We start from the raw sequence: 19,416 nt of genomic DNA, 5'->3' as shown, positions 1-19,416 counted from the left end.
GGAGCCTGATCCCGTCGGGATGAGCTCCCGGACGGGTTAGAAATGCAGGATTGTTCCTGCGATGGGTCGACAACCGTCGACTGGAAAGGCAACAGCGCAATGGCAGAGCCGTTGCGGTTGGGTCGATGCGCAGACTGCGCGGGTGATACGGCTAGTTTAGGCACTCGCGGGATCGCCGACCCGAGAAATGGTCAGGAAATCCGCCCCGCTTTCACTTGGAAATAGAAAAAGCGCCTGCCCGATCATTCGGGAGGCGCTCGTTTGCAGATGGAGGTGACGCTCACATGTCACCGACCTGGAGGGTTTGGAGGAGGCCACCTCGAACAGACGGCGGCACCTCATTGCGACTCGCTCACCTTCAACAGGTGCAGCGACCAGAAGGCCAGCACCGCCCCGATGAGAAAGACCGCGATACAGGCACGCGGGTCGTTCACCATGAGGCCATCGACGAATGCCAATGCGCTCAGGAACGGCTTGAGCGTGTAGTCCTTCACCCCCTGACGCACACGCGGCATGTACTTCCATTCGGCGCGGGCGGTCACCGCTCGCATCAGCCGCTCACCGCCACAGAACAGCGAGCCGACCGCCGTCGCACCGAACCAGACGGGAATCCACTTCATCCCGCCATCCCACCAGGCCGCATAACGATATGCCGCCTCGTTTTTCAGCACGGCGACGACCTCCGGATGGCTTCCGATGGCAGCCAACAATGAGCCAAAGGCGAACATCGGGATGACACCATACAACAGCACTACCAGCGCTCCCGCTGCCGATTTGGCATCGCGGTCAAACAATTTCTTGTACATCTTGAACACTCCTTGGATGCGGGACGCCTGTGTATAGGAAAGGTCGTCCCAGATAAAAAAAGCCGCCTCAGAAACGAGGCGGCCGGGTTATGCCGCAGCCGGCGACTTCCGGCTCTTGCGAGCCTTCGGTTGCTTGGCAGGCGGCGCTTCGTAACCGAAGCGCGCCCATGCAGCCGGATCGATCGGTATCGGACTCGTGCGCCCTGTTTCCAGGTTCACGAAACTGCCCGAATACTTCAGCGATCCGGTGCGATACAGCGTCCAGAGTAGGTTGTAGGCCTGTACCGAGATCGCCTGATTGATGACCAGCGACTGCTTGCGCAGCGCGTCGGCCATCGAGCACGACGGCGTGTCGTCGCCCTTGTCGTTCTTCGCGTTCAGCAGATCCGGGAACAGATCGCCCACATGGGGCAACCGGTCGTGCCGGGCCTTGCCGAATTCGCCAAGAATGACCTGACCACGATCCGTCTCGTTGCCGCAGTCGAGGTAGTAGTGACAACTCCCCCGCTTCGCCGCCTGCACGATGGCGTGCCGCGCGCGACGCGAGTCGACGCAGCCCACCACGATGTCGGCGACGATCCGCACCGACGAGTCGACGCGACGCGGCTCCGCAACCCAGTTGGTACCCATCAGGTTGTTGAGCCGGTTCACGAGCAGCAGCGCCTTGTAATGCCCGACGTCATTGGGATAGAACCCCTGCCGCCCGACATTCGTCTCGCTGACCGTATCGTCGTCGAACACCGTGCACTCGATCCCGCCTGGGTGGCCGAGCTCGATCATGGCGTGATGCAGCCGCGCGAGACTGGGAAGAAAAGCGCTCCCGGTCCCGCCGGCGCCGACCACCACGACACGCCATGGCTGGCTGATCATGCGAGCCGGAATACAGTGAGTGATCGCCTCGCTCATCGCGTCACCTCCGTCGTCAGCGCTGCGGCCCACGATTCAGGTGCACGCTCAAACTTCTCGAAGATCCCCTTCGCGCAGAGCCGCAGCGCGATGGACGGCGTACGATCGCAACGGCCCAGCACGAGCGCGAACTTCACGTCGTGCCGGTCATCCTGATTGTCCGTGCGCGAGAAGAACGCAGGGCCAGCGCCATGGGAATGGCAATCCACCACCAGCCATTCGCCTTCTGCCAAACGCGGTCGCTCGTAGACCAGATGCCCCGGCCCATGCGACAGCGACGGCAATGCAACGATGCGGAAGGTTCCCATCACGCTGTTCCAGACGATCCACGCGCCGGCCTCGTTCGGCAACGCCGCCCGAGCCATCGCATGAAACTCCGCGACGAGCTCGGCCGGAATTTGCCCGCACATGAGCGCTGTCGTCTCTTCGACCTTCCCGTACGGGACGGCCGTCGAGACTTCGTACCGCGCGATGCGACGCACCAAGCACACCCAGGGACGCAGGATTTCGAGATAGACACCATCCGACGCGATGAGCAGGCGCTCGCCCGGACGCGCCATCGGCTCAACCGGCTCCCGCGACGGGACCATCACAGATGGAAACGACTGCTGCAGAACGGTATCGAACGGGTTCATGCGCCCCTCCCGATCTGGCCGTTCATCAGCTGCTCGACCGTCCGCTTCATCGGCACCAGCGCGTTCAGCGGAAATGCCTCGCCGAACTTGCCGTCCAGCATGTCGCGCCAGAACGCATATTCGCCGTCCCGGTACGCGATGCGCTTGCCGCCGGCGTTCGGATGCGTGAAGGCCGAGTCGAAGAACCCGGTCTCCCAGCCGCCGATCGACGCGACATCGATCCGCTTCGGCACGCGTGCGCTGCCGATACAGATCGCGCCGAGATCCCACGTGTTGAAGTACGGCGGCTCGTACAACGGCGTCTCGCGAACGGGACGATCGCTGCATGCCACCGCAAACACGCGAAAACCAGCGTTCGAGGCCTGAAACACCAATCCCGGATGCGGAACCACGGCGCTACGATTGCCAAGGTTCTGGCATTCGAAGAACACGCGGCGCATGCCCGGCGGGCACCACCAGGTCACGGCTTCCGGCGAAACGCCCAGCACGGTCGAGGGCAGGAACTCCGCCTTCGGCGCCGCGTGCTCGACGAGCTGCTGCAGCGCTTGAACAAGCGCCTTTCGGTCGAGGGGGCGACCCGCGCCAATGATCGGCCGTCCGCATTTGTGGTCGGCGATGACAGCATGGGCCGTCGCGAAATGCGCACCATCCTTGCCCGTATAGAGCAGCAGGGCCTGCGACAGCGAAACGTCGGAACCGGTGCGACCGGTCGAGATACCAGACATGGAAACTCCGTTAAGTAGAGGGTGTCACCAGCGCCAGGAGGCGATCGAGGTGAGTGAGAATGCGAAACGCCAGCGCCATATGGGCGTACTGGCGGCGAATGGATCGAGGATGGGATTCAAGCCGGCTGAACCCCGAATAGGTCGTCGCGTCACCGCTCGACCCTTCGTTTTCGAAATGACAATCGAGCAGGTCACCGACGAACTGGTGGTTGTCGACAACCACCGAGCACAGCGCGTACACGGGGTTGGTTTCGTACGCCACGTTGAACAGGTCACGCTTCCGGCTCTCGCCCATCAGATTCAGCAACGTGAGAACCTCGGTACAGATGCGTCGCGGCATACCTTTGAGGGTGAGTCGCAGCGCCCGGAGAGCGGCGGCGTCGAGGATGCCTCGTTCGCTCCAGCGCCCGTAGCAACGCCCAGGTCTGACATCGTCAGGACACAAGACCGGGCGCACCTCCGACGGCAGGTAAGCCTTGCGCGATTCGTCGTCCTCCCCGAATCGCTCCCTCAGGCACTTGTCCGCGTCCTCGTCGGAAATTGTGTCGTCGCCCTCCCAGTACCAGCACGAAAACTCGTACATGAACCAGTCGGGCAGGCGAACAAACGACGTGCGAGCCGACGCGCGCGCGATCGCCGTCATGACAGTCTTGAGGAGGGCCGGGTGGGCCGCCTGCAGCATCGCTCGAGATGCCCCAAGCTCGTACACCCATTCGTGCTCGAGTTCGAGCGAGAAGAACAGAGGCGTGGGATCGTCGTCGTTGTTCCCGTTGCCAACATAGTCAAGGACCTCGCGGGCCGCGTGGGCGTCGAGCAGAACGGGGCTGAACCGAATCCGCTTCAGCTTCCCGTACTGCCGACGCACCCATGCAAAGAAGGCCTGCTGAAACGCGTCGCCGGCGTCGACCGGATCGGTCACGTCGCCCGCACGCAGCGGTCCATACTGGAAATGCTTCAGGACCAGATTCGACAGGTGCACGTCTTCGCGCCACTTCAACCGAACCGCCCCCGGCACCTCCGTCGAGAAGGACGGAAGCGTCAGAAGGTCAAAGGCAGGTCGACGTCGGGCAGCGGCAGCGCGTGGCGGTTGCCAGGCCGCGGCCGAGCCTGCTGCGATGCTTGAATCAGGGAGTGCAGGATCGAAGAACATTTCCGCATTTCCTCGTCGTATAAAAAAACCGGCCTTTCGGCCGGTTCCTGTTGGTTGAAGCCGCTATCCGGATCGGACAGGGGTTTGAGCAGAGCGTCCTTACGCATGGGCGCCTTTGGCGCCCGCTGCAAGGACGAACGTGTAGGACACGACCTCGCCCTTGATCTCGGGACCGTCGACGGCGGCCGTCGTCAGCTCCGGATACTGGGCGGTGTACAGATCCCGCACCTGATCGGGCGAAAACGCCGGACCGGGATCCATCAAGGCCATACCGTTGTAGAGGAACTCGCGAACGACGGCAGCGATGCTGATCGACATGATCTTTCTCCTCAATCGAGCAATGACAAGAGATCGGTGCCGGCCGGCTTCGACTCGGCAACGGGGGCCGCCGACGCAGACGACGCGGGCTGATCGCCTTCGTCATCCTCGTCGTCGCCCTCGTCATCCGATCCGCTTGCCGTGCTGGACGTCGACGCCTTCGAGCCCTTGGTCAGGGCTTTCTGCGCCTTCGTCACTTGCGTGGCTTTCTGCGCGTCGAGGATCGCGTTCGTTGCGGCCACCTGTTCCTCGAGCGACTTGTGCGCCGTCGAGTACGAGGTAATCGCCGCGGCGAACCCTTCGTCCAGTTCGGCAGCCGTCCCCTTCAGGATGAGCGGTTGGCGCAGCGCGGCGTCCTTCCCGCCTTGCGGCGTCAGGAACACCACCACGTTGTCGCCGTCCATCGCGAGTGACAGCGTCAACTTGCCGGCTGAGCGAATCAGCGGTTCGAGTGCTTGAAACATGAGAATCTCCGGAAAATGAAAAGGCGCCGCACAATGGCGGCGCACATGAAGGACGGGAACGGCCAGCGGCCGCCCCGCATGTCAGAACTTAAGAACCTTCGGGATCTTGCCGGCGTAGTCGAAACCGCTGACAGTGAGCAGCGCCTCGATCACCTCCGACTTCGACTTCGCGAACACCTTCTTGAAGTCGTCACCCATCGCCGCGCGCAGGCCCAGTTCGTCGGCCACGACCATCATTTCGGATTTCGTGATCAGCTCCAGGAACCCCTTGTCGAGCTTCCAGTGCTTGCCGAGATCCAGCTTGTGGCGCTTGCAGAGTTGCGTCAGGTACGTGACATCGAGCCCTTCGATCGCGGCGAACAGCATGCCGGTCACGAGATCGACCTGTTGCTGCTCAGTCGACGCTTGAACCAGATCGACTGCTTTCGACAGCTCGCCAGACGGCACCTTTTCGTCGGTCATCTTTTCGAAGACCGTCCGGAAGGCATCGTCCTTGATCTGGCGGGCGTATCCGGCCAGCACGATCGCGATCAGGTACTGACGTGCAAGCACGCCGTTTGCCCCAATATCGCGGCGCAAGGCCTTGCGCCAGACAGCCACCCGGTACTGCTTGACCTTGTCGGACTCCGCGACGGTCGTCGCCTGCGTCGTTGCATCGGCTTTCCCGGAGGGTTTCGCCGCACCCTTGCTGGATGCCGCAGTCTCCTTCGTATCCGCGGCCTTCGGCTGGCTTGCCGCTTTCTCGGCATTAATCCGCGCGGCGACCATCTTCAAGTGGCAGACGGTGTCGAAGCACTGCCCGCGATAGACCCTCCCGAGCGAATCGGGCAGACCGCTCACGGCAACGCCGTAGTTCTGGCAGGCGTGACAGGCTTTCGCCTGCGCCTCCCCGACGCCGTTAGCGCCTTCGACCGCGATCTGCACGCGGGTGTTGTTGTCGCCCGCGCGCACGATTCGAACGAGCGGGAACTCGTCGCGCAGGCCGGCAGCCGTCGCTTCGAGTTGCTTCTCGGTCTTCTCGTTGTAGCAGAGGCGGTTGGTGCAGTTGCCATCCGCGATGGACTCGCCGAACAGCGCAGTCTGCGTGGACGAGTTGTGCGGGCAGCTGGTGCACGAGTCCTTGTCGAAGATCGCCGCGTTCAGCGAACATGATGCGGACTCGACCAGCTTCTTCACGTCGGCGACCGATCGCTTCTCGCAGATGATGACAGGCAGCACCTTGTCCTGATTCTCTTTCGAGAGGGCCGCAAGCAGCTCCGCATGACCGAGGTTGATCTGCCGGGTGTTGAGCGCATCCAGCACGCTCGGACTGCAGTTCATCAGCGCGAGACGGCTGTTGAGCGTCGCAACACTCCAGCCGATGCGACGAGCGGCTTCCTCGCGGTCGCCCTTGTGACGGCCGACCAGCTTGGCAACTTCAACCGCTTCCTCGCCGGGTGACATATCGGCGCGCTGGATGTTCTCCACCAGCGCGATTTCCTCGGCCTGGATGGGATCGACGTCCTTGACCGTGACCGGCATGGCGTACAACGGGCCATGCACGTCCATCGCAGCCTTGTACCGGCGTCCGCCGGCGATCAGCTGAAACGTACCGTCGTCGAGCGGACGTACGAGCACCGGGGTGTCGACACCGCGCGCGCGGACCGAGGACCGCATTTCTTCCATCTCGGCATCATCGAAATACTTCCGGGGGTTCGGACCCAGGACGATGAGGCTAAGGGGAAGCGTGGGTTGTTGCAGGTTGGCGTGTTGCATGACAGGTTCTCCGGAGAGGGAACCTGCCCCCTGTCGGGAGTGGTTCCCGATAGGGTTTGACAGATGGATTGCCGGATTGCCCGGCGGTTTCGATGCGTCATGGACGCGGTAGATGAGACAACGATACCGCTCGAAATTCGGGCGAAGGATGAGAAAGCACGGAATTTCAGCCCCGCTTTCAAAAAAAAGCCCGATCACGAGGATCGGGCGGCTTCAAGATACGGTCGCTAGAACAAGGTCATCTGGTCGATCGCCGCGAAGATCGCGGCAGGACTGGTCTGCTCGACCGCGTCCTCGAACAGCTCGAAGATCGACGTCGGGTCGGTCGCGCGTTCCGCGATCACTTCCGGCTCGGCAACGGCGACATCGTCGTCGTCCTCAACAACGAGTGGCATCGACACGTTGGCGTCGACTGCCTCGACGACCACCGGTTCGAACCCGGGCACCTCAACTGCCGCCGAAACGTGCGCCTCCGGCGCCTCGAGGGCAAGCGCCGCTTCGGCAAGCTCGCGCTCGCGTCGACGCAGTTTCCATCGCCAACCGCCCATGATGTGCGCCGGGGTATACCAGACGCCCCACACTTCGCCGGTGAGCGTGTTTCCGTGCACCACGATTGCCGGGATATGCAGCAACGACAGCTGCAGATAGGCCATGTGTATGCAGACGGGGTCAATGTCAACGCAGGTCGCGTGCATCGTCTGCTGGTAATTGTGGCCGGCGGCCGCGAGTGATTCCGCGGTCGCGATCACCATGCCACCGGCGCCGCACGCCGGCTCCTGCATCCGCATGAATCCGTGCTGCTGGATGTGCGGCTGGCCGTCACCGATCGTCATCATCGCCATCAAGCGCGACACGTGGTAGGGCGTAAAGAACTGCCCGGCACGTGCGTTGCCCAGTTCCATCATCATGTACGTTTCGCCGAGCACGTCGGTCATGCCATCGAATACGGGCACGGCGTCCGGCCCGGCCTTCTCCGACACACCCATTCGGTGCTCAAATGACATCGTCAGCGCACCAAGCATGCGAGGAAACCGCTCGACATCTTCACGCTTGTACTTCCCGACAATTTCGAGATAGCGCTTCTCGCGAGTCTCGAACTGCGTGCGGTCGACGCTGTTGCTGATCGACAGCGCTTCCAGTTCCACGAAGTCGGCAAACACGGTATGCGTGTGCTGGCCGTACGAAAAGGCCTTGATCATTTGCACGAACTCGCGCTGATACGGGTCAGCGGTCTGGTCGTGCTTGCGTTCTGCGCTCTTGCGGCTCATGCGAGCACCTCGCAGGCGCAGGTAGACAAATAGGACATGTTGCTCTCCGAGATCAACGGGAGAGCACGCCCGGACGGGAGTGATCCCGTCCGGGTGTAAGAAAAAGACCGCCAGCGGCGGTCAAAGGTCGATGCGTCGATGACGCGGTAGGTGGAGTGATCGTATCGCGCGCCGCGAGCGCTCATCCCGTGCAATGCTTGCCGAAACATGACCGCTTTCGATCGGCGCGACCACGCGCGGCGCGGCGCCAGATACCCACAGAATCGCTGAACAACTTTGTGGAAAACTGCGGCTCCGGCCCGCGGCACGGGCCTCGCACGCCATTGCTCAAAAATTGAGCAGCCGGCGTTCGACTCAACCGGATGAGCCCCTTCAGGCAGAAAGCTCCAGAAAAACGTATAGCTTTTCCCGGCTAGAGCGCCTGCCACGGAACGCCACGTCCCGACGCCAGAATGCCCACCAAATTGGCATGGCTTTCCGACCTAAGACGTGGCGAACGCTGGACACAATCGAACTGGGCACATATTCCCCGGCGTCCCTTCGCTCTCAGGAGAAACCATGTTCCATTCGTTGTCCCATCGTCGTGCTCATCGTTGACCTTGTGATGATCCTCGCTCGGCTCAGCCCCCACACCAGGATGATCTGCGGATGCGCATTGGCAGCATTGCTCGCCTGCGGTTTGGCGACCGGGGAAATCCTTCGTCACATTGGACATTGGCGCGACCAACGCGACGCCAACGAGAAAATGCTGATGGAACAGCGCTTCCCGTTCTGCCACGTCAAACGCCTGTCGAGCGGCCAATGGTTCCTCACCGAGAAGGCGACCGGGCGCGAATTCGACCCGTCCGAGCCCGGCAAGCCCCTTACGTAGTGACCGATTGAACTGGAGTACAGCATGGCCGATGTTTGCTTCGCCGGTGTCGGCGCAACACTGCCCTGCCGGCTGAACACGGCCCCTACGAAAAAAAGAACCCCGCCTTGGATCCCAAGTGCGGGGTGAGGTGGAGTACGACGAGGAGGAAAAATCCCTCTTCCACCCGGGTTTACGGCACGCTTCCCGTGACCTTGAACCTGCGGAACGACCACGCGTCGCCCCGTCATTCGTCTACCTAGGCCGCGAGCCGCTCCGGCTCGCTCGGCGCCCCGGACGACTTGCGCCAGTACCCATTCACCTGCGCGACAACCGAGGCCACCGTCGCGCGCGGCGCCCGCCTCAGCTGCCGATCGTAGAGCGCCAGCAACGCGCCGATCGCACCTGCCGAGGCAGCCGTTGCCGGCGCACATCGTCCCGCGATCAACGCGCCTGAGTCGATTTTGTTGATCGCGTCCTGCGCAGCCGCAAACGCCTCCCTGCTCTCGCAGCCGTCACCTACCCCCGCCTCCAACAGGAAATACACCGCAACGAACGCGTGGGTCAGCACGGCCAGCGCATGGGGATCACCCTGTCCGGACTGGAGGGTGCTTAACGCGAGATAGCACTCGAGTGCGATCCTGTCCCGAGCTGCGGCGGGGATGGGTAACAGATCGGACTTGGATCGAATCGCGGTCTGCGGTGGTTTCATATAGGGGGTGGAGCACAAACGTTTGCGATGCTCAGTAATTACGGCATGGCGACACGCACGCTTTAGCCAACCGACAACCACGCGCCTTGACATTGCCTCGCTGACGGCAAGATGGACGCATGCTCAATGCCCACGGAGGCGAACATGCAAGGCAAAACCCTCTTTCTCGATCGCGCCATCGCCCGCACCGGCGACTGGAGCCCCCGGTTCCCCGCGCTGTCGCTCGCCTGCCGCGAACCCGGCTCAATCTCATGCGGCCGCCAGGTGGTCGTCGCAACCACCGACGAACACGGCGTGCGCTGCGCGTTCTTCACCAACTTCGGATCGACGTTCGATTTTGCCTGTACGTGGGGCGAGCTTGAACGCGCGCGCGGTTGGTGGCATTTCGTGCGCGCGTGGCATTTCTGGATCGTCGACAGCGACGATTCGGCCCGCCGCCTCTTCGCCGGGAGGGAGATGCCGGGCGGCAACGGGATCGTCGTCCCAACGACGGTAACCCATCGCCAGGATGACGCATTTCTGTGATTCATTGAACGCATCGAATCGGTCGCCCGTGCTCGAATCGGGATAGTCGAACCGGCATGACGGCACGGCGCTGTTCCGGTCAGAAGGTGACATGGCTGAAAGCAAAGGTATTTCCCGCTTCATCCGGGCCCGAAAAGGCGCAATAATTCGTGTTCGCCAACTTTGCTTTTTCCTTACAGATGCTGGAGCATCTCTATCCCTGTGACCACTGCGGCGGACGACCGACGATCGGGCGCTCGCAACGCCTGATCGATTGCGGCGAGAATCGCCTCTGGGACTTCAGCGCATTCGGCCGCTATGCCGGCCCACCGGAAATTGGCGACGTGATGCCGCGCCCGCCTGAAGCACCCAAGACCGAGAAGCTCGTCTGCATCTACTGCACCGGCTGCGGCATGCAGACGCCGTGGGAAGTCACCACGGACGACGAGCTCGGTGCGAAGAATCAGTGCGTGAGTGTATGGAATGGGCGACTGAACCGCCCCCCGGTCGAATCGGGTGACCTGCGCGCCCTCGTTGAACGGGAGCTCGGCGCATGTGACACGCAGATGGTCCTCGATCTCTTTTCTCGGGCCGACGGCGACTGGAACGAACTCGGTCCGATTTTCAAGATGCTGGCGCAGCGGCTTGTCGACGCCACGGTCGTGACCATAGACACCTGGCCCATCGCGCCGATACTCGAGGACGCTGCCCGCTACCGCAAGCTCGTGCAGCTCGCGAAGTGGATCAAGATCGACGGCCACGATTACGTGCAATTTCCGAAGATCTCGTCGCCCCCGGAACACGACGACTTCCTGTTCGAGGACCGGATTGCCATGGCTGTCGACGCGATGCCCGACCGCGATCGGTGGTAAAAAAAAACCGGCATAAGCCGGCTTCAAAATTTGCTCTGGTCGAATCCGAGGGCCAAGACCAGAGCCTGAGAGAGAGACTTCATACTACCGGGTCCCATGCCCCCGCAGCGTCCGTAACACACGCGATTTCACCCGCCATTCACCGCTTCATCGCCCCCATCCACGCTGCTCGCCCTTATTCCTGCGCGTCAGTCGACGCGAGCAATCGGTAGAGCGCTTGCCGCGAAATCCCGAGCGCGGCCGCTGCATGGCTCTTGTTGCCGCTGGCTTTCGCGAGCGCCGCCTCTACTGCCTCGACCGTGGGCAGCGACTTGCGCAGCGCCGTTTGCTTCGCGAAGGTCGACAGATACGCGTTCGCCTTCGATTCACGACTATGCCCGGCGGCCGCCACCACACGGCGCTTCGCCTCTTCGTGCGCGGCCGGATCGGGCCGGGCCGACGCTCCCTTGACCGGCGCCGGCACCTCGGCCACCTGTTCATAGAGGGTCTGCAGATATTCGTGACGCAGCCCGTGACTCGTGACGCCGAGACCCGCCTTCGTCACCCCATGCTTTTCCAGCACGTAGTAATAACAGTCACGCCACTGCTTCAGCGACCGCCCCGCCGGAACCGTCGACCCCGTCACGCCATTGCTCAACCGAGCGGCCTCCTCGAGGATCGCGATCTTCCGTTCGATCGGCACTTCGCGCGGCCGACCGCCCTTCGTGCCGCGCGTCACCGCCAGCGTCTGCGGGTTCCGAACGGCTTCGATCGGTCGCAACATGAAGCTCTCCTCGACGCGCAGGCCAAATGCCGCCTGCAGCTTCAACTGGACCGCCGTGTACGGGCACGTGCGCGCGATTTCGTCGATCTTCGCGGCCGCGTCCACGCCGTGCGCCGCCCACGACCTGTCCTCCGTCGCGACATAGCTGCGCACCAATCCGGCCGCACGCCGGTCAACATAGTTGCCGAGCGTCCCGACCAGATTGGTCTTGCCCATCCATTGCGCGAGCGCACGCAGGTACGTCAGCTTGTTCTCGATCGTGCCGCCAGACTGATCGTTCGTCACCCACCGCTTGACGAGGTACTGCAGGTGCTTGGCCTTCAGCGACCACGGCGTTTGCAGCGCGAAGCCGCCCTGCCTCAGTTCGACGAATGCCTTGCAGATCGCCGTTGCGCGGTTTTCCTGCGTCTTGATCGACAGCGCCCGATTACTTATCCGTGTCGTGCTGTGGATCTCCGCGACGTGCGCATCGAACAGCGCCAGGAGCGCGTCGCGGAACTCCGGCGATAGCGGATATCGGTTCACGACGGCCCGCACATTCAGGATCGCAGCCATATTTTCTCCATGCGGCCAATGCCGCCCACTCGTTGTTCACTGCCGGCGGCGCACACCCGACACCCCTACCTGATGCCGTTGCCGTGCGCGCCGCGGCGCAATGCGTGCCGCCCGTTGCGGCACTGCCGATTTCCGTCGGCACGGTCCTGCTGCTTCCTGTCCTTTAGCGATTCCATCCGATCAGCCCGGTGCATGGGAAGAACATGCTCTCCGACTGTCCAACCTGCTGCTCGACCGACGCATCCCGCGCTTCGCGCAAGACACCGCCGGCCAGTCGCGTCCCGTCTCCGGTCGCGCTACGCGGATAATTCCCCGCGCGGTACAGCTTCGTGGCTACCCTGCCAGCCTGACGCGTTCGCGTCTCGACGCCCGCCGCGTTCACGGTTGCGGACGCCGGGCTAAATGCCGGGCAATTCCTGTTGAGCTTCCTTGGGCACGGCGGCTCAGACCGTTCTCTCTTCCGTTCAGGGAATCGCGATGCCGGACCTTCGCCGGTCGCATGATTTCCCCCGCCCCCAAGCACACTCATCTCCGCCGCGGTGTATCGGGCTTCGTGAGTGCACCCAGCATCGTTGCTGTAGGAGCGCGTTCAGACGTCGTTGAGGATCTCGTGAACTGTCCGGTGTCCGGCCGTCCACATGTCCTCATCGCGTCACATCCCGGCAAACCGCCGGCAATCGTATGGATATCGCACTGTCCAGCGGTCCTCATGGTGGACCACTGTGCACTTGATCTACTTCAGAAATAGGCCGCTTCAGTTTGCGGCCTGGACACTTGACTGCTTGATGGGCCCGTAGCGGGCCGATAGGGACGAGCGAGCGCCTGGCGCTCGGCTTCGATGCGTCAATGACGCGGTAGGTGACTAGAAGGATAGGCAAAAACACCGTGCATCGCACGTCAAAAGCTAGCCGGAACCGCGCAGCTTTCCGCGACTTGACTTCGCACACCGCTCGATAGACTGAACCCGTGAGATCTGACAGTTGAGTGTTAGATAAGTGTCACTTTGGCCGGTCGGCGGGGATCGTCGAGGGCGAAGTGACACTTAACTGATAGATAAGTGTCACTTCCCGCTTTTCCATCTTTCCCTTACCCATATGGAGTCCTTGTGAAAACTTCCGTCTTTGCTGTCGACGTCGGCTATGGCAACACCAAGTACGCTCACCGCGCATCGAGCGGCTCCATCGCCACCGGCATGTTTCCATCGCTCGCGCCGCTTGCGGCCAGCCGCTCGCTGTCCAACTTCGGCGAGGGCGTGCTTGCCTCCCGCAAGGTCGCCACGATCGTGATCGACGAGGTCGAGTACGAGGTCGGCCCCGATGTCGCGCTGACGGCCGCCTACGGCAATACCGGCCGCGCGCTGTCCAACGACTATGTCCTGTCGAGCAACTATGCCGCGCTGCTGGGTGGCGCGATGCACTTCGCCGGCGTCACGCACATCGAACGGCTGGTGCTTGGCCTGCCGGTTCACAACATGCAGAAATACTCCGCCGAGCTGAAGGGGCGATTTGCTGGCACGCTGGATCTCGGCGTCACACGCGTGACGGTCGAAAAGGTCATCGTCATCCCACAGCCACTCGGCTCGCTCGTCTCGGCCGCCAGCAATCAACAGGCCGACTTCGGCCGAAACAATGCACACCTCGTGGTCGATGTCGGCTACTTCACGACCGATTGGGTATACGCGAACGGCTTCACGATGGACGACAAGCGCAGCGGCGGCATCCCGGGCGGAGCCTCCCAGATCTATCAGCGTATCGCCGCGCTCATCTCGCGCGACCAGGACGAGCAAGTCGACGATCTCGAGCGAATCGACAAGGCGCTGCGGGAGCGCACGCCATTCTTCTTCTACGGCAACGACATCGATCTCGCGTCCTACCTCGAGCGATCGCAAGCAATCGTCACCGGCGTCGTCAAGGAGATGCAGAACAACGTCGGCCAGCTGACGGACGTGCGCTCGATCATCCTTTCCGGCGGTGGCGCCGCGCTGTACGCGACTGCGATCCGCAAGGCGTTTCCGCGCGTTCGAATCGAAGTCATCGAAAACCCCTGCCTGGCGAACGCGAAGGGCTTTCTGATTGTGGGCGAAGCCGGCCTGGCACGCGAGCGTACCCGCGCTACCGCGACCGTATGAGCGAGAAGTTCGCGATGAAGCTGGTCATCGACGACGTGACCAGCCCGCTGCTCTTCGCGCGGCTTTCAGCGATCAGCTCGCCGCGCGATCGGGCTGCGCTGCTTCGGTCGCTCGCGGAAGCGGCATGCCGAGGCGACACGGTTGGCGCTGCCCTGCAGTCGCGAAGCGTGCCGGCGCTCGAACCGCCGAGCTTGGAGGAACTGGACTCGCAGGAGATGACGTCGACGGCCCGGCAACGGCAATCCGATGCGCCGCTCGCGCCAACCTTCCACCTGCCGACTGCCGATATGCCGCCGGCTGACAGCGACTTGGCAAGCAGGGTCGCGGACGGGTTCGCGGCCTTCTTTTAAGCCAACTTGACTTTGCCATCACCCTGCGATGATGGAATCACGACACCGGTGTTCAAGGCGCGCCGCGCTTTGCACCGGTGCAACAAGGAGAAAAACATGCTGGAACTCATCGGTTGGATTCGCGACGGCTCGATCATGGACAAAGTCACGTCGCCCATTTTCTGGCTCACGTTCGGCGCCTTCTGCGCCGCCGGCTACTACGTCGGCCGCGCGCTGTTCGATCCCAAGGAAGCCGGGGAGGAAGAGTGACCTCGCCGATTGACCGTGCGCTGAACGGCCGCGCGCCGTCCGATGTGCTGGCCTTCGCGCTGCGACGCGCATTCCTTGCGATTGTGTCGAGCGGCATCTGGCTGCTTGGCGGCTTTTGTGCAAGCCGGCACATCTACTTGCTCGCCGGCCCGTTCCTGTTCGGCGGCATCGGCGGCTTTTTCTGGGCGAGCGGCCTGTACAAGCTGTGGCGGCCGCTCCTAAAGGTACTGGTGTTCTACCTGAGATTCATCCGGTGACTCGGACGTTTTGGACAAAAAAAAGCGTCACCCCGAAGGGTGACGCTTGCTCGATCAGTGCTTTCGGCTCTTTGCCTTCTGCTCAAGCCACGCCATGCAAAAGTCCACGGCGGGTTCGAAAGGTTCGTCCCGCAACACGTAGCGGTCCTCGCCCTTGCAGTGCCGATCGATGACGTCGAAGGATTCCGCCTTCGACAACCCGGTCGGCTGTCTTCCATTCGCCGCGCCCGTGGTCGCGACGATCTCGAACTCTCCCAGCAACACACGAAAGGCCATCATCATGCTCCACATGACGCCCGGCACAATACGGCCCGGGCGGGGACGTATCCCCACCGGGCAGTAAAGAAAAGGGTCGGCCGAAGCCGACGATCAAGACGAACTACACCACCAGCTCGCAGCCTGCCGACTGCGTGGTCAACACAGCCGGACGCGGCAGCGACGCAGCAATCCGGTTGGCATATCGCTCCATCCACTCGTCCGCGAAGTCCGTACCGCGCTTCTTCGGACGATGCAGAATCGCCTGATAGCCATCAGCCCGCAGCCGCTTCGCCAGCGCCACGCCGGCCGCGACGCCAGGTGACTGGCGGCTCTTCGGGTCCACGTCGTCGAAGTCCATGAAGATGTGCACCACGCGGATGCCCAGCCCCTCGGGCACAACGAACTGGCTCAGGTGGATTCGATTCAGACATTCCCAGACCGGCACACCGAACAGCATGTACGCGGCATACGCGGTCTCGAGTCCTTCGGCCACGCCGATTTCGCCATTAACCGGCTCCATCAATCGCACTGCGCCACCCGCGAGCGGGTTGAGCGTCAGGTCGTTGCGCTTGCTGTCGAGGATCTCCCCGTCCGGCGACACGAGCGTCGCTTTCGCGGGGCGCTCCCGATCCAGAAACGTGCGATGCAGTGTGCCTAGTCGCCCATCGGGCAACTCGAACCGAGCCAGGATGCCGGGCCAGACACCAAGCAACTGCCTCTCGTGCCAACACTCCAGCGAACCGAGACGCAGCGCCTTTGACGGCGGCACATCGAGGCCCGGCACCCGGGCCTGCAAATACCGCATGCCTAGACCACCGGCGACGAGTGGGCTCGCCCTCCCCCACATCGAGCCGAGGCGTCGTTCTATATAGGCTGGATCAGCCTGCCTTTTTCCGGACGGGGCTTGAACGCCGGCAGGCAACGCACGGATGCTTGCACCACCGACCCGCTCACCGTCTATTTCCTTCATCAGGCGATACAGTCCGATACGAGTGAGACGCGTGATCAGCTGCAATCCGTCGCCCGCCATCGGCTTGCCATTGGCGCACTGGCGACAGACCCAGTCGCCACGCTCACGCTTGTTGTCATAGGTGAAGCGGTCGTGTCCGCCGCAAATCGGGCATGCAGCGGCCTTGCCGGTGAGGCAGGCCGCGGGCACGCCGTAACGCATCAACAGGTCGACCCACTGCTCCGGAGAGCGGCGGAACGCCTTGAGTCGGTCCTCGAGCCACCTGAGTTTTTCAGGCGACAGGAAGCCTTTCTGCATCGTCATGACACTCTCCTGATAGAAGTGGTTAGGTCGGTGCCTGAGACAGGCGGGGAAACGCTTGCTCAACGAAGCCGCGCGATCGCGTGGGCTTGGTTCAGCAACGTCAGGACGTCAGGGGAATGCGGGTGGGAAGAAGGAACGGCGTGTGACGTGCCCGAAGGCACGTCACACGCTAAAGGTGAGAAAAAACGGGAGGCGACGACAGGAGGGTGAGCGTTTCCGGGATCAGATCGCGGCCCATGCCTTGCGCGGGTACCACGACTCATACGGCATATCGTCATCCATCTCGTCGAAGCCACCGCCACCGCCGTACGACCGCGTCTGATCCGGCGCCGGCGGCCGTTGGCCCGAGCCGTTCGAGCGAGCCGGCGCGCGCGCCGCATTCGGCGACGCCGAGCGGCGTTCACCCTGCTCGAACGCGCCGTCGTCGCCATCACGTTGCGCGTTTCCGCCGCGGCCGCCGAGCATCTGCATCTGGTCGGCGACGATCTCGGTCGAATAGCGATCCTGCCCGTCCTGGCCTTGCCATTTGCGAGTACGGATTCGGCCTTCGACATAGATCGACGAACCTTTCTTCAGGTGCTCGCTGACGATCTCCGCCAGACGGCCGAAGAAAGACACCCGATGCCACTCGGTCGCTTCCTTGAACTCGCCCGACGCCTTGTCCTTGTAGCGATCGGTCGTCGCGAGACGAACGTTCGCGACCGCGTCACCACTCGGCAGATACCGCACTTCGGGATCGGCCCCGAGGTTGCCGATGAGAATCACTTTGTTCACTGAGGCCATCCATTGCTCCACTATTTAGAAATCGACCAGAGCCACTTGTCCCACATGACTTGCTGGCCATTCACCATCTTCGGCGAGCCGTCATCGCGGAATGCCGGGACCTTGACCTTGCGTAGGCGCCGTACCGTGACTCGCTCGCCCACCTGACAACCGCACTCGGCGATCGCTTCCTTCAGCCCCTCGCCCTGCAACGTGCGTTCGCCATGTGCGGTGTCGAGGCGCAATGCAAAGGAGGTGTAGAAGCGCGCGCCATTCGAGTGGCGGTCGGGGAATTGATCCTCGCCCCACCATGTAACGCGGCCGACGACGGGCGTGAACCGCTGCGAGTCGGCGCGTTCCGCGCGCGGACCGCGCCGCGGTTCCGCTGCGCCGTCGCCACGAGGTGTATCCACCCGCGGTGCATCCTCGACGGCAGACGGCCTGCCGTGATGGACGGTAGGCGGTGCCGGTTGGCCGACGCGACGGATCGCAGCCGCGATCGCGTCTTTCAGCGTGCAGCGGTGCTCCGCGCACCATGACCAGTGCGGCGTCAATTCGGGAAGGATCTTGACGCCGAACATCGTCTCGCCCGTGTGTTCGTCAAACGCCGGGGCGAATTCGACAACGCAGTCACCCTCGTCGACGAACAGGTGCGGAATCCCGTCGATCGTGACGTGCGTTTCGTTCGAAGCGCCCTGTCCGATGATCCGCGGCCCGCTCGGGGCGTTAGCGCGCGCCCGATGTGCGGGCGGCTCGGCCCGCTGAGTCCGGGGCTTGCCGGGAAAGAGGTCCGCCATCACGCGGGCGAATAAGCCTGCTGGGTGTGCCATGCGCCCTCCTACAGCAACGAACCGAAGCAGATCCGCTTCAGCTCGCCAAGGTCGCGGGCGAGCAGCGGCGTGTTCATGATGACGTCCTGCATCGTTTCCGGATCGACGCCGTTGACCCGGCAGACGTACTCGTACGGTAACGCGCCGTGCCAGTACCCCATGATCCAGCCGAGGGTCGCGTAGTAGTCCTCGGGGTCGATCTTGCGGTTCCGAAGCCGCTCGGAGAGCAGATCGGCGCAGTCCATCAGCGACTCAGGCATACGATCGCCTCGACGGCTATCGCAGCCCAGCGAGATCAATGCGTCGACCATCTGTTCGCGCACGCTGGCGCTCCAGAACTGCGGGTCGGGAAGGGGATCGGGTTTGGGTGGCGGGATGACGACGGGGGATTCCCCGCCGAAGATATCGAGCTGCCAGGCAGCCACACGAGTTTCCATCAGAGGCTCCGGTGCAGCCGGGCAACCTCATCTCCGGCAATCGGGAACGGGGTCCCGGCAGGGGTAGAGGCCGCCAGCCGAACGGTGTGATCCGTTCGGCTGGCGGGTGAGGCGGCGCCTATCAGGAGCCTGTCTTGAGAGGGAGGACGACCGCCGACTTGGCGTAGCGTTGATTCGGCGGTGTCGGGTGAGCGACGTCGTCGTTCGCAGCAGCAGCGGTCGCTTGAGCGACCCGTTGCTTCGCGAGCTTGGCAGCTTCCGCCGCTTCAGCACGTTCAGCAGCGTCCGCCTCCTCCATCGCCTTGCGTTGCTTGGCGATTTCCGTGCGGAGCCAGCTGCCCGCCAGCAGCACGATGAAGCCGGCGACGAACATCGACATCGTGGCCAGATACACGACCATGCAGAGGGCAAACAGCTTGAACGGCGACTTGATCGCGTTCTTGAACAGGCGCTTCAGCATTTCTCTCTCCGAAAAAATGACGCACAAGGGAATGTCCGGACAGTCGTCCGCGGTTTCGATGCTCGGTGGAGCAAGGAAATCGGCGCCAAGCGCTTTCGTGGGGGGCCCCGCGGGCCCCCCCCCACAAGG

At 62.9% G+C, this 19,416-nt stretch carries 24 protein-coding genes; 7 read left to right on the top strand and 17 right to left on the bottom strand.

Going from position 1 to position 19,416, the window contains the following annotated elements; translation table 11 throughout:
* Positions 1 to 338 precede the first annotated feature (338 nt).
* The 9 genes from ACV229_RS36590 to ACV229_RS36550 all read right to left on the bottom strand — a co-directional run bounded on the left by ACV229_RS36590 (position 339) and on the right by ACV229_RS36550 (position 8,027).
* Entirely contained in the window at positions 339 to 806 is a 468-nt protein-coding gene (locus tag ACV229_RS36590; RefSeq protein ID WP_448087930.1) for a hypothetical protein, read from the bottom strand.
* A gap of 87 nt (positions 807 to 893) precedes the next feature.
* On the bottom strand, positions 894 to 1,712 hold the full coding sequence (locus tag ACV229_RS36585; RefSeq protein WP_448087929.1) for a PRTRC system ThiF family protein: 819 nt from the start codon (positions 1,710 to 1,712) through the stop codon (positions 894 to 896).
* Complete coding sequence (locus tag ACV229_RS36580) at positions 1,709 to 2,347, bottom strand: PRTRC system protein A (protein WP_448087928.1); 639 nt, start codon at positions 2,345 to 2,347, stop codon at positions 1,709 to 1,711. The genes ACV229_RS36585 and ACV229_RS36580 overlap by 4 nt, the downstream gene beginning before the upstream one ends.
* A complete protein-coding gene (locus ACV229_RS36575; protein ID WP_448087927.1) occupies positions 2,344 to 3,072 on the bottom strand; it encodes a PRTRC system protein B in 729 nt (242 codons plus the stop codon). Before ACV229_RS36575 ends, ACV229_RS36580 begins: the two co-directional genes overlap by 4 nt.
* 10 nt (positions 3,073 to 3,082) lie before the next feature.
* Positions 3,083 to 4,222 carry a PRTRC system protein F gene (locus tag ACV229_RS36570; protein ID WP_448087926.1) on the bottom strand — a complete coding sequence of 380 codons (1,140 nt, stop codon included), beginning with the start codon at positions 4,220 to 4,222 and terminating at the stop codon, positions 3,083 to 3,085.
* 99 nt (positions 4,223 to 4,321) lie between these two features.
* Positions 4,322 to 4,540 carry a PRTRC system protein C gene (locus tag ACV229_RS36565; RefSeq protein ID WP_448087925.1) on the bottom strand — a complete coding sequence of 73 codons (219 nt, stop codon included), beginning with the start codon at positions 4,538 to 4,540 and terminating at the stop codon, positions 4,322 to 4,324.
* A gap of 11 nt (positions 4,541 to 4,551) precedes the next feature.
* Entirely contained in the window at positions 4,552 to 5,004 is a 453-nt protein-coding gene (locus ACV229_RS36560) for a PRTRC system protein E (protein ID WP_448087924.1), read from the bottom strand.
* An 81-nt stretch (positions 5,005 to 5,085) separates the two neighbouring features.
* A complete protein-coding gene (locus tag ACV229_RS36555; protein ID WP_448087923.1) occupies positions 5,086 to 6,759 on the bottom strand; it encodes a PRTRC system ParB family protein in 1,674 nt (557 codons plus the stop codon).
* 227 nt (positions 6,760 to 6,986) lie between these two features.
* Positions 6,987 to 8,027, bottom strand: coding sequence for an N-6 DNA methylase (locus ACV229_RS36550; RefSeq protein ID WP_448087922.1), 1,041 nt, complete (start codon positions 8,025 to 8,027; stop codon positions 6,987 to 6,989).
* Between the two features lie 655 nt (positions 8,028 to 8,682).
* Here ACV229_RS36550 and ACV229_RS36545 point away from each other — a divergent pair.
* Positions 8,683 to 8,898 (top strand): hypothetical protein, encoded by a 216-nt coding sequence (locus tag ACV229_RS36545; RefSeq protein ID WP_448087921.1) that lies wholly within the window; start codon positions 8,683 to 8,685, stop codon positions 8,896 to 8,898.
* 238 nt (positions 8,899 to 9,136) lie between these two features.
* Here ACV229_RS36545 and ACV229_RS36540 read toward each other — a convergent pair whose 3' ends face one another.
* Positions 9,137 to 9,589 carry a hypothetical protein gene (locus ACV229_RS36540; protein WP_448087920.1) on the bottom strand — a complete coding sequence of 151 codons (453 nt, stop codon included), beginning with the start codon at positions 9,587 to 9,589 and terminating at the stop codon, positions 9,137 to 9,139.
* A gap of 144 nt (positions 9,590 to 9,733) precedes the next feature.
* On the opposite strand from ACV229_RS36540, the gene ACV229_RS36535 reads away from it, so the two are divergent.
* Both ACV229_RS36535 and ACV229_RS36530 read left to right on the top strand, forming a co-directional pair.
* Complete coding sequence (locus ACV229_RS36535; protein ID WP_448087919.1) at positions 9,734 to 10,114, top strand: hypothetical protein; 381 nt, start codon at positions 9,734 to 9,736, stop codon at positions 10,112 to 10,114.
* A gap of 149 nt (positions 10,115 to 10,263) precedes the next feature.
* Positions 10,264 to 10,965, top strand: coding sequence for a Lar family restriction alleviation protein (locus tag ACV229_RS36530; protein ID WP_448087918.1), 702 nt, complete (start codon positions 10,264 to 10,266; stop codon positions 10,963 to 10,965).
* A gap of 175 nt (positions 10,966 to 11,140) precedes the next feature.
* Here the strand turns inward: ACV229_RS36530 and ACV229_RS36525 are convergent, their stop codons facing one another.
* On the bottom strand, positions 11,141 to 12,283 hold the full coding sequence (locus ACV229_RS36525) for an integrase domain-containing protein (protein ID WP_448087917.1): 1,143 nt from the start codon (positions 12,281 to 12,283) through the stop codon (positions 11,141 to 11,143).
* Between the two features lie 1,105 nt (positions 12,284 to 13,388).
* Here ACV229_RS36525 and ACV229_RS36520 point away from each other — a divergent pair.
* The 4 genes from ACV229_RS36520 to ACV229_RS36505 all read left to right on the top strand — a co-directional run bounded on the left by ACV229_RS36520 (position 13,389) and on the right by ACV229_RS36505 (position 15,267).
* A complete protein-coding gene (locus tag ACV229_RS36520) occupies positions 13,389 to 14,411 on the top strand; it encodes a PRTRC system protein D (protein ID WP_448087916.1) in 1,023 nt (340 codons plus the stop codon).
* Positions 14,408 to 14,761, top strand: a complete 354-nt coding sequence (locus ACV229_RS36515) for a hypothetical protein (protein WP_448087915.1) — start codon at positions 14,408 to 14,410, stop codon at positions 14,759 to 14,761. Before ACV229_RS36520 ends, ACV229_RS36515 begins: the two co-directional genes overlap by 4 nt.
* A 96-nt stretch (positions 14,762 to 14,857) precedes the next feature.
* Complete coding sequence (locus ACV229_RS36510) at positions 14,858 to 15,010, top strand: hypothetical protein (RefSeq protein WP_448087914.1); 153 nt, start codon at positions 14,858 to 14,860, stop codon at positions 15,008 to 15,010.
* On the top strand, positions 15,007 to 15,267 hold the full coding sequence (locus ACV229_RS36505; protein ID WP_448087913.1) for a hypothetical protein: 261 nt from the start codon (positions 15,007 to 15,009) through the stop codon (positions 15,265 to 15,267). Before ACV229_RS36510 ends, ACV229_RS36505 begins: the two co-directional genes overlap by 4 nt.
* A gap of 54 nt (positions 15,268 to 15,321) precedes the next feature.
* On the opposite strand, the gene ACV229_RS36500 is transcribed toward ACV229_RS36505, so the two are convergent.
* From ACV229_RS36500 to ACV229_RS36475, 6 genes are all read right to left on the bottom strand, one after another.
* On the bottom strand, positions 15,322 to 15,558 hold the full coding sequence (locus tag ACV229_RS36500) for a hypothetical protein (RefSeq protein WP_448087912.1): 237 nt from the start codon (positions 15,556 to 15,558) through the stop codon (positions 15,322 to 15,324).
* Positions 15,559 to 15,646: 88 nt separating this feature from the next.
* Positions 15,647 to 16,798, bottom strand: a complete 1,152-nt coding sequence (locus ACV229_RS36495) for a primase-helicase zinc-binding domain-containing protein (protein ID WP_448087911.1) — start codon at positions 16,796 to 16,798, stop codon at positions 15,647 to 15,649.
* Between the two features lie 222 nt (positions 16,799 to 17,020).
* Entirely contained in the window at positions 17,021 to 17,581 is a 561-nt protein-coding gene (locus ACV229_RS36490; RefSeq protein WP_448087910.1) for a single-stranded DNA-binding protein, read from the bottom strand.
* 11 nt (positions 17,582 to 17,592) lie between these two features.
* Complete coding sequence (locus ACV229_RS36485) at positions 17,593 to 18,390, bottom strand: hypothetical protein (RefSeq protein ID WP_448087909.1); 798 nt, start codon at positions 18,388 to 18,390, stop codon at positions 17,593 to 17,595.
* Between the two features lie 8 nt (positions 18,391 to 18,398).
* The gene (locus tag ACV229_RS36480) at positions 18,399 to 18,827 is read right to left on the bottom strand and encodes a hypothetical protein (RefSeq protein WP_448087908.1); all 429 of its coding nucleotides are present in this window, start codon (positions 18,825 to 18,827) and stop codon (positions 18,399 to 18,401) included.
* 121 nt (positions 18,828 to 18,948) lie between these two features.
* Entirely contained in the window at positions 18,949 to 19,287 is a 339-nt protein-coding gene (locus tag ACV229_RS36475) for a hypothetical protein (RefSeq protein WP_448087907.1), read from the bottom strand.
* Between the last annotated feature and the right edge of the window lie 129 nt (positions 19,288 to 19,416).

It is taken from the genome of Burkholderia sp. MR1-5-21 (assembly GCF_053427715.1).
The sequence above is the reverse complement of the archived record's forward strand: the minus strand, read 5'-3'. Positions and strand labels throughout refer to the sequence as shown.